The organism is Dapis purpurea BLCC-M126 (assembly GCF_050015975.1).
GTDB lineage: Bacteria > Cyanobacteriota > Cyanobacteriia > Cyanobacteriales > Microcoleaceae > Trichodesmium.
This window is the reverse complement of sequence record NZ_JBNHER010000161.1, coordinates 1-9,102: the sequence shown is the minus strand read 5'-3', so window position 1 is coordinate 9,102 and position 9,102 is coordinate 1. Positions and strand designations below refer to the sequence as shown.

General features: G+C 35.6%; 7 protein-coding genes. 6 read left to right on the top strand and 1 reads right to left on the bottom strand.

The window, feature by feature from the left end; all coding sequences use genetic code 11:
• Positions 1-758 precede the first annotated feature (758 nt).
• From ACP6PL_RS14500 to ACP6PL_RS14475, 6 genes are all read left to right on the top strand, one after another.
• On the top strand, positions 759-1,052 hold the full coding sequence (locus ACP6PL_RS14500; protein WP_426545971.1) for a hypothetical protein: 294 nt from the start codon (positions 759-761) through the stop codon (positions 1,050-1,052).
• Positions 1,039-2,334, top strand: coding sequence for a DUF6745 domain-containing protein (locus ACP6PL_RS14495; RefSeq protein ID WP_426545970.1), 1,296 nt, complete (start codon positions 1,039-1,041; stop codon positions 2,332-2,334). Before ACP6PL_RS14500 ends, ACP6PL_RS14495 begins: the two co-directional genes overlap by 14 nt.
• A gap of 276 nt (positions 2,335-2,610) precedes the next feature.
• Complete coding sequence (locus ACP6PL_RS14490; protein ID WP_426545969.1) at positions 2,611-3,693, top strand: DUF6745 domain-containing protein; 1,083 nt, start codon at positions 2,611-2,613, stop codon at positions 3,691-3,693.
• Between the two features lie 685 nt (positions 3,694-4,378).
• Positions 4,379-5,095, top strand: coding sequence for a PEP-CTERM sorting domain-containing protein (locus ACP6PL_RS14485; protein WP_426545968.1), 717 nt, complete (start codon positions 4,379-4,381; stop codon positions 5,093-5,095).
• Between the two features lie 338 nt (positions 5,096-5,433).
• Positions 5,434-6,267 (top strand): formate dehydrogenase accessory sulfurtransferase FdhD, encoded by an 834-nt coding sequence (gene fdhD, locus ACP6PL_RS14480; protein ID WP_426545967.1) that lies wholly within the window; start codon positions 5,434-5,436, stop codon positions 6,265-6,267.
• Between the two features lie 992 nt (positions 6,268-7,259).
• Positions 7,260-8,222, top strand: coding sequence for a thermonuclease family protein (locus tag ACP6PL_RS14475; RefSeq protein WP_426545966.1), 963 nt, complete (start codon positions 7,260-7,262; stop codon positions 8,220-8,222).
• Between the two features lie 357 nt (positions 8,223-8,579).
• Here ACP6PL_RS14475 and ACP6PL_RS31200 read toward each other — a convergent pair whose 3' ends face one another.
• Positions 8,580-8,735, bottom strand: coding sequence for a hypothetical protein (locus tag ACP6PL_RS31200; RefSeq protein ID WP_473965214.1), 156 nt, complete (start codon positions 8,733-8,735; stop codon positions 8,580-8,582).
• Between the last annotated feature and the right edge of the window lie 367 nt (positions 8,736-9,102).

Genomic DNA, 9,102 nt, shown 5'->3' with positions numbered 1-9,102 from the left:
GCGGCTCTGCAAGAGCGGGAGACCTCGGCATCCCATCCTAACGGAATGCTCCGCAAACGACCGCTCTCTTGGTTGATTGGATATGGCGTTAGCGTTAGCGGCTCTGCAAGAGCGGGAAACCTCGCCATCCCATCCTAACGGACTGCTCCGCAAACAACCGCTTTTTTCCCTATCCAAGGGGAGGCTTTAAACCACAATTATTTAATTAACAATGAATAATTAATAATTCGGTAAGAAGTGTGAGGAGTCTGGGGAGATGGAGATATCTAGAAATATTTGGCAATAGTTAAAGATGGAACATTTTTTTATACCGAATTAAGCGGATTTAATATTAGGAGGGAAGAGAATTTAGAAAGATTTCTACTTTCGCGCCCAGATAAAAAATTTTTTTATGCCGAATTCAGTAGATTTGATATTATCTAAAAATATTTTTATATCAAAAATTTTAAAGGAACTTTATTATAAGTTAAAAAAAATAAATAATTGTAACGATATTAAGAGTAATATAAAGCAGTCAGAGAAAGTAAGTGGATGGAATATTTCTGAAAAAAAGCTACGGATAAAAAATATAAAAGCCTTGAATTACTTGTAAAAATCAGGATTTAAATGTATAGATTAATATTGAAAATGTTATTAACAAAAATTTATGAATAAATCAAGTTGATGAATAAATATAAAATGATGTATCCTGTAATTTACAGGGGAGTATCATTATCTGCGATTATAGTTAAGATTATGAGGTCTAAGGGAAAATAACGATGCGACCAATTCGACAAGGTGATGTTATATTGCAACCAATCAAGCTAACTTTAGGTAAGAAATTATCTCACCTGACTTTAGCAGAGGGAGAAGTTACAGGACATTCTCATCAAATTACCCGTGGAAATGCGGAGCTATACGAAAAAGATGGGACGCTATACTTAAAAGTTTTGTCAGAAACAGCAAGTTTAACCCACGAAGAACACAAACCCGTCAAAATTCCACAAGGAAATTGGATGGTATCCATTCAGCGAGAATACGAACCTATGGGGTGGCGCTATGTGGCAGACTAAAATTGAAAACCTAACAACAGAACAAAAATCATTAATACCAATTTATCGGGAAAAGTGGCATAAAAATATAGTTTCAACTGAACCGATAGATAGGGAAAAAGCAACAACGGCAGTAAATGCAGTTTACTCTGCTATGGGAAAAAAGAAACCAGAAATTCTATTTCTCAGTAGTCCAGATGCCATAAAAGAAATAGTGGGGTCGCGATCGCCACAACGTTTAGTACAAATGTTGGGCGCTCCCTTACTAAGTTCTTTACAAATTGAACTGTCAGAGAAACTAGAAAGTCAAATTGACAATGAACTTTGGCAGAAACTGGAAAATGACTTACCAAATGAGCAGTTGTTGCGGTTAATGTTTATTTGGCAAGATGCTTTAGGCAAACACGCAGAATTGTTGGGGCAGTTGTGGGTAGAATGGCAAGGTGGTATTATCAGGCAAATTTGGGAACAGCAGCAAAACCACTTGCGACAACAACTGAAGCAATTTCCTGGAGGGGAACCTTTAATTGAATGGGGCGATCTAATGTGGCAACAAGTTGGAGAACCTTTGTCGCGCCAATTAAATAGAAACTTCTGGCAACCTCTGGCAAATCAACCCTTAATGCGGGAATGGGAGGAACAAATCAAGCAACCTCTACAACAAATAGGGGGAGCAATGGGGTTAGTCTCCAATATTAGCCAAAACTTGACGGCAAGTTCCATTGAGATGATTGACTTCTGCATTTCAGTGCTTGGGTGCAGCTATGACAAACAAAAATGGTTGGCACTCCAAGGGTTGGTTAAAGAATGCGGGTTTGTGCTGCAACTAGAGAATACTTGCTTAGTATGTGAGAACCCAATGAAAATATCTCTAGATGTACAAAACCGTTTTCATGCTGAAGGGGAATCAGCAATAAAATTTATTGATGGCTATCATATCTATGCTTATCAAGGGGTGAAGTTGCCAGAAAGATATGGATTATTACATCCTAACCGATGGCAGGCGCGATGGTTATTGACAGAAGAAAATGCCGAATTACGGCGAGTATTAATTCAGGGAATAGGCTACAGTAGAATTTGTCAAGAGTTACAAGCAGTAGAATTAGATAGTTGGCGGGAGTATAGTTTACTGAGAATAGATAATGATATTGATGTTGAACCTATATATTTATTAAAAATGACTTGTCCGAGTACAAATTATATTCATGCTACAAGGGTGCCACCAGAGATGAGTACAGCTAGGCAAGCTATTACTTGGGTAAACTGGGGAGTCGATCCAGAGGCATTTGTGGTGGAAACTTGAGAAATGTCATTTCAGTTATCAGTTATCAGTTATCAGTTAACAGTACCTCCTACTTCTGTAGGAGAATTGATGGGGACTTACGCAACAAAATAAGAAACCATGTTTATTGTCCTGATTATTACTTTCCAAACTAGGAAACTTTGTCGATCAACCTGGTTTCTGCGTAAATCGTATGAGACATCTCCAGAAAAGAGGGAAAAGGGAGAAATAATTGATAATTTATGGATAAGAATTGAATTAATTTTATTTTTGATTTTTGGAGATGTCTATTGAGAAATGTCACAAAAGCTAATTACTAAACTGACACCTAAGCAAAAAGCTTTAATTCCAGTTTATCGAGAAAAGTGGCAGAAAATCGCACTTTCTACCCAACCTATTAACCGTCAAAAAGCTGCAGAGGCAATTCAACGAGCTTATGCTTTAATGAGCGATCCAAATCCAGAAATTGTATTTTCTGATAGTCCCCGTGCAGCTTTTGACATTCTCCTGCAGAAAATTTGGCAACGATGGAAAAGTCAGGATAATTATGGTCATCGTCATATTTTCAAGGATAGGTGGGAACTGCTGAGAAGAGAATTAGAAATGCAAGTTACCCACCAATTATGTACAGACATAGATAGTCTAATAGGGGAAGGTTCGCTACAACCAGGGCAACTTTGGAGTCATATTCTTTACTCGCAAATAGAAGAAGAATGGCAAGAGATAATATCAGAAGTTTCTATAAAGTTATTGTGTCTTTGGAGTTATCCTATTCCCACAGAATTATGGAGTAGTTATGTCGCTTGGGTAGATTTTTGTATTTCTGTTCTTAACTGCAATTATAATTCAGGTGACTGGCAAGTATTGGAGTCTATTGTTAAACATTGTGGTTGGATATATCCTTTGAGAAATCTTTGTATTATTTGCGATCGCCCCAGAAAGTTATTATTAGATGATGAATATCGCCCCCACGCTGTAGAAAAACCAGCAATTGAATTTATTGATGGTTATAGTTTATATGCTTATCATGGTGTGAGATTACCAGAAGCATACGGAAAATTTAATCCTCAAGAATGGGAATCAGAATGGCTTTTAACTACAGAAAATGCTGAACTTAGACGAGTCTTAATTCAGGAAATTGGTTATGAGAAAATTTGCCAAGATTTGGAAACTATAGAAATAGATAACTGGCAAGAATATATTCTTTTAAGAATAGATGATGATGCCGATATTGAACCAATATTTATTTTAAAAATGATTTGCCCAAGCACGGGAAATATTCATACTTTGAGAGTACCTCCCAATGTTAATTCAGCAAAAGAAGCAGTCGAATGGATAAACTGGGGAATTAACCCAGAAGAATTTTCTGTACAAACTTAATCTATGGGAAGAGTGATATTTTTGAGAGTAGTGGCGTGACACGTCTAAAATATTGCAATAGTACGGACGGGTTCTAGTTAAATTCTTGAGGCAACAAAATTCAATCAGATGAACCTGCCCCCAATGATTTAATTCACCTTAAAATGAATTGAAAAATTTGGGGTATATAGCAATTGAAGCAAAGGTTAGGACATTGCTCAATTCTCAAACTCAGTTCAGAGATTATTTTTGACTTTTGCCTTTTGACTTTTGACTTAGATATATTGCCATAACTTTGACATCTGGAGGGAGGATACCAAAATCTTGCCCTTGAAAGCCAAAAAAACTGACTTCCCTGCCAATTGCCGAGAGAAATGTGAAGTTTTTGTGAAGCCTACATTCCGCACTTCAAACGTGCTACAAGATATTTTTCAACGAAGAAAGTTAATCACAGGTTTCATTATTGAGAATAAAGTTAATAAACTTATGTACTATGTAATTTTACTTATGATAGCTGTAGCTTTTATGATGTAGGACTCTTAGCGAAAAATAATCAGCACTTCATCTTGTAGTGCTGAATGTGAGGTGAAGATAAGCCTAATTTCGATGAAGATTCGATGAAGATTCGATGCATAAGGGCAAAAAGGCTTGATATCAAAAGAACATTTACATCTTATGTAAATGTTCTTTTATCAACACCAAACCTGTGAAAAACATTAGCCAAATTTCATCTACCATCTTAGCAACTCTACTAACTCTATCGATAGGAAATAGCGTTGAAGCAGCATCTATAACTTGGAGTAATGGTCCTAATTTTGGAGGTGTGGAAGGCTTTGAGTCAATTGATACGACTGGTTCCCTTGTAGAAGCAGTTAATCTGGGTAGGACTGGACCACTAACTGTCGATCCTACTGGTTTGAATATTACATTCACCCCAGAGGATAAGCTCGGCGCTTATTTCTTTATGAGTGGTTCACCTAGCTCAAATGATAGTGCCTGGAATACGATTATCAATGAAGCAGATTTTAATGGTTTCAATGGTACTTTTGACAACTTTTTCACAGACTTAACAGTAGGTCAAACATATCAAGTTCAACTCTTTGCTTCTGATACTCGTTTAGGTGGGAACATACCTACCAGAACCCAATATTTTCATGATGGGTTAGGAAATCAATCCTCAACATTTCTTCAGAGTAGCTTTACCAGTATTATTGGTACTTTTACTGCTGACGCTACAACTCAGTCACTGGGAATTTCGGCTTCAAGCAACGGGATAGGTGGCAATGACCCTATTCTTAGTGCTTACGTCTTGCGTGATATTACCCCCACGGAAAATACTACTTCAGTTCCTGAACCTACATCAACTTTAGCACTTCTAGGAGCAGCAGGTACAGGATTATTAGCCAGTCGCCGAAAGCGCTAAAACGCCCAAAAGTAGATAACATTGAATCAAGATCTTTTTTTATTTTGTTTTTTGTTCACAGAAACCTGGGTTTATCCAGTTTCAAAGATAATATTTAGGATTTTCCTCATCAACCAGACTTTTAAAGCGATACGTTGCTCAAATAAGTCTGGTTTATTCAATTTCAAAGATAATATTTAGGGATTTTCCTCATCAATCAGACTTCTAAAACGATGGGTACTTTCGCTCCAGAAACCCTACTTATATAGCCAAGAAAAAAACTGAGATAAAATCAAAAGAAATCTGAAAAATACAGTAAAGGGATATTATAGCAGTGCAACTACAACTTTTCCCTAAATATGAAAAATTCTTCAAGTAGTAAAACTAAAGCACAAATTTGGGTAGTAGAAAATCAAAATTTTGTTATTCGTTCCGACGAATTAGCAACAGAAGAACCTTTAGAAATTCGTCTAACTTTTCCCAAACAAACTATAGCAGTCACCATGAGAACTCCAGGAGCAGATTTTGATTTAGCTGCTGGATTTCTCTATAGTGAAGGAGTTATCAAAAATCGTGAAGATATTGCCAAAATTAGTTATTGTGTAGACCCAGAAATTGATGGAGAACAACAGCAAAATATTATTAATGTTACCCTTAATTCAGAATTAAAACCCAATTTAAAAACTTTAGAAAGACATTTTTTTACAACTAGCGCTTGTGGTGTTTGTGGGAAAGCAAGTATAGAGTCTTTGCAAATAAAAGGATTTTCAGCTATTCCTTTAGGATTAGAAGTTTCACCAGAAATTATTTATAGTTTGCCAGATAAATTAAGCACTGCTCAAGGTGTCTTTAAATCTACAGGAGGTTTACACGCTGCTGGTTTATTTAATTCTCAAGGGGAACTGTTGAAGTTACGGGAAGATGTTGGGAGACATAATGCTTTAGATAAGTTGATAGGCTCAGAATTTTTAGCAGATCAATTACCTTTAAAGAATCATATTATCATGGTAAGTGGAAGGTCGAGTTTTGAGATTTTACAAAAGTGTATAACTGCAAGTATGCCTATAGTTTGTGCTGTTTCTGCTCCTAGTAGTTTAGCAGTAAAAATAGCCAAAGAATTTAATATTACTTTAGTCGGGTTTTTGCGTGGTAGAAAGTTTAATATTTATTCTGGTGTAGAAAGAATAAAGTAACAGCAGTTTGAAAAAATATTACTACATTAACTGTAACTGTTTTTGAGTAGGTAGGGAAATCGGCGGTTTAGCAACTTACAGTCAGTACGAGGAATTTATGATTTTTTTTAGGAGTTTGGTCTCCAAACTCATATATTTGTGACCGTAAATAATTAATAATTAGGGGTTGCGCTCAAAAGTATGATGGTGAAGGGAGAGAGTAGGGAGTAGGGAGTAGTGAAGAGTAAACAGAGACAGGGAGTTATACAGGAGCTACTCAGAAAAATTATCCTTTGCTCCAACCTCCCTAACTCTTACCCAAATACTAACTTTTTGAGCTTACCCTGCCTTAAAATCTCCTACTTTTTCCGGACTTGAAAATGCTCAAACCTTTATCTGCCGATGCTTTGAGATTTCTTCAGCAAACCCTAATTAACAATAATATCTTACCCTTAAGAGTGGGGTTAAAATTAATAATTACCTCTCCTTAAAATAAGAGGATTGACTAAAAAGAATCAAATCTATTTTTCTCTTTTCAAGTATAAGCTTAAATCTTAATTATTCAGTAAATAGCTGCGTATTTTGCCTGTTTCCAGATTCGTTTTTCCCTTGTTTACTATAACTATCTTTTTTGAATCTGGTATAAGACACCAAGTAAATTTCTGTAAACCATTCTGACTCCTTCTCTTCACAATTCTTTATTTATGACCAGACACTTAAAACATGAAGAAAAAGGTAAATATATCTAGCTTAAATAATGCTTAGTACGATTGGCGATCGCTACTCCAAATTACCTTGAGTACAAAACTTTTGCACCTCATAGATTTATTTCCAGATTTAATGTATAATATTAAGCTAATTTAGTTAACTATAAAATTATACTATTTCTGAAAATTTATCTTAACTCTAGGGAAATAATGAGGACTTCCCTATAACAAAAATTCCGATTAATAAAGTTTTATGCTTAACTTATTCCCGATTCTTTTTTCCTTTTTCCTTAAATATTAATAACAATGACATCTGAAACTTTAACCGTCAAAAAAAAAGGCACAATAATTAAAAATCTCCAAGTCACAAAAGTGGTTGATGGTGATACAATCAAAGTCCTATTGAACGATAAGCGAGAATTCATTAGACTCGATTATGTTGATGCGGAAGAAAGCTATTCTGAATATTCCAAACCCGTTACAGAAATTGGAAAACAAGCAGCAGAAATGGCAATAGAATATTTCACATTACCTAATGGTGAACTTGCAGAAATTGATCTTGAATTTGATACAGATGACCCTATAGAAAATTGTTTAGAAAAGTATCGAGACCATCAAGGTCGCTTAATAGCTTATGTACATAAAAATGATGACAACTTTAATATCAAACTAATTAGAGAAGGATGGAGTCCCTATTTTATTAAATATGGATATTCTCGATTATATCATCAAGAAATGACCGAAGCAGAAATAGAAGCTCAAGCAAATAATCTTGGTGTTTGGAACTCTGAAATAAATAAAGGGAAACGCAAAAGAAATTATAATTTACTTGTACCTTGGTGGACATTAAGAGCTTCCATTGTCGAAAATTATCGTAATTATGGAATAGCTGCGGGAGTTCTAGGAGTGCGGTTAGATTTTCCCAAAATTTTAGCAGCAGCAGAAACGGGAGAATATATTACAGTTTTCTTTGATTTACAGGGGGGAGTTTCTAAGTGGTTAGATAATGGTGCTTTAGTTTATGACGGTACTAAAGACCATCGTTTAAAATTATGGATTCCAGATACTAATAGTGCAGAAATGAAGCCATTATTACAACTATTAAAAAATCGTTATTTTAGCTTAGGTAGAGGATATGTTTACCTAAGTGGAGAAGTGCATATGTATCGAGATAAACCAGAAATTATTCTTTCTGAGATTAAACAATTATCTGATTTTCCCCCTACAGATAGGGCTACGCGCAACTCAGAAGTCAGAAGTCAGAAGTAATTGCTGAGTGAGTTTGAGCATTTATAAATCTCCTAACCTATTTGGGTAGTGCTATATTATACTATTTCTGATATAGTAATGATATATTTGGTTACCATTTCCCCATCTCCTGCTTCTACCCATCCCCAGAATATACAGCAAACTTTTTGAGATTTGGTATTATACCAATTACAAAAAGTCTGACTTTTGACTTTTAACTTATATAAAGCAGTTTCCAACTTTCAAGCTAACACTTAATCATATCAAATCCCCTTAATATAGACCTCCAATGCACCTCTCATAAGACATCTTTCCTACCGTTCTTAGAAACCTACGATAATCTATATAAATCTATGATTATCTGTTCTATTCTTGCTTCTACCTGGCAACGTCGGCGTTATCCAGTCCACAAGCAGACACGGACGTTCGCGTCAGCGGAGCGTAGCTCTCACTGCCCGCCATAGCTAAATTAAAAGCTGCATTCAAGTCTCGATTGCAAATGAAATCACAATGTTCGCAATTGAAAACGCGCAAAGTTTATGTAAGTCAATTGCAGTAGGAAACTTAAGTTTGCTGTCTGGATTATTGGAATTGTGATTAAGGATGTTTCTAGTTAACCATAATCCCCAATTCCAAGCATGACGTTAGCGTTTGCGATAGCATTCCGATAGGAAAGCTATGCGCCAGCAAACTACACCAGGGTGTTTAGCCAGTAATGTTTTTTGTTAGTTATTCGGATGTAGTTCAGTTTTGAATCCAAGTAGCATAAACAGATAATCCCAGATTTTTATAGATAATACCAGGTTTTAGTCAACAGTTACAAGCCCTACTCCCCACACTCTTTATCTAATTACCGAATAATTATTAATTATTAATTATTAATTAAATAATTCAGGTTTAA

Bases quoted from the DNA above. Each gene is read 5' to 3' on its own strand.
- ACP6PL_RS14500 (WP_426545971.1), top strand. From the start codon at position 759: ATGCGACCAATTCGACAAGGTGATGTTATATTGCAACCAATCAAGCTA.
- ACP6PL_RS14495 (WP_426545970.1), top strand. From the start codon at position 1,039: ATGTGGCAGACTAAAATTGAAAACCTAACAACAGAACAAAAATCATTA.
- ACP6PL_RS14490 (WP_426545969.1), top strand. From the start codon at position 2,611: ATGTCACAAAAGCTAATTACTAAACTGACACCTAAGCAAAAAGCTTTA.
- fdhD (WP_426545967.1), top strand. From the start codon at position 5,434: ATGAAAAATTCTTCAAGTAGTAAAACTAAAGCACAAATTTGGGTAGTA.
- ACP6PL_RS14475 (WP_426545966.1), top strand. From the start codon at position 7,260: ATGACATCTGAAACTTTAACCGTCAAAAAAAAAGGCACAATAATTAAA.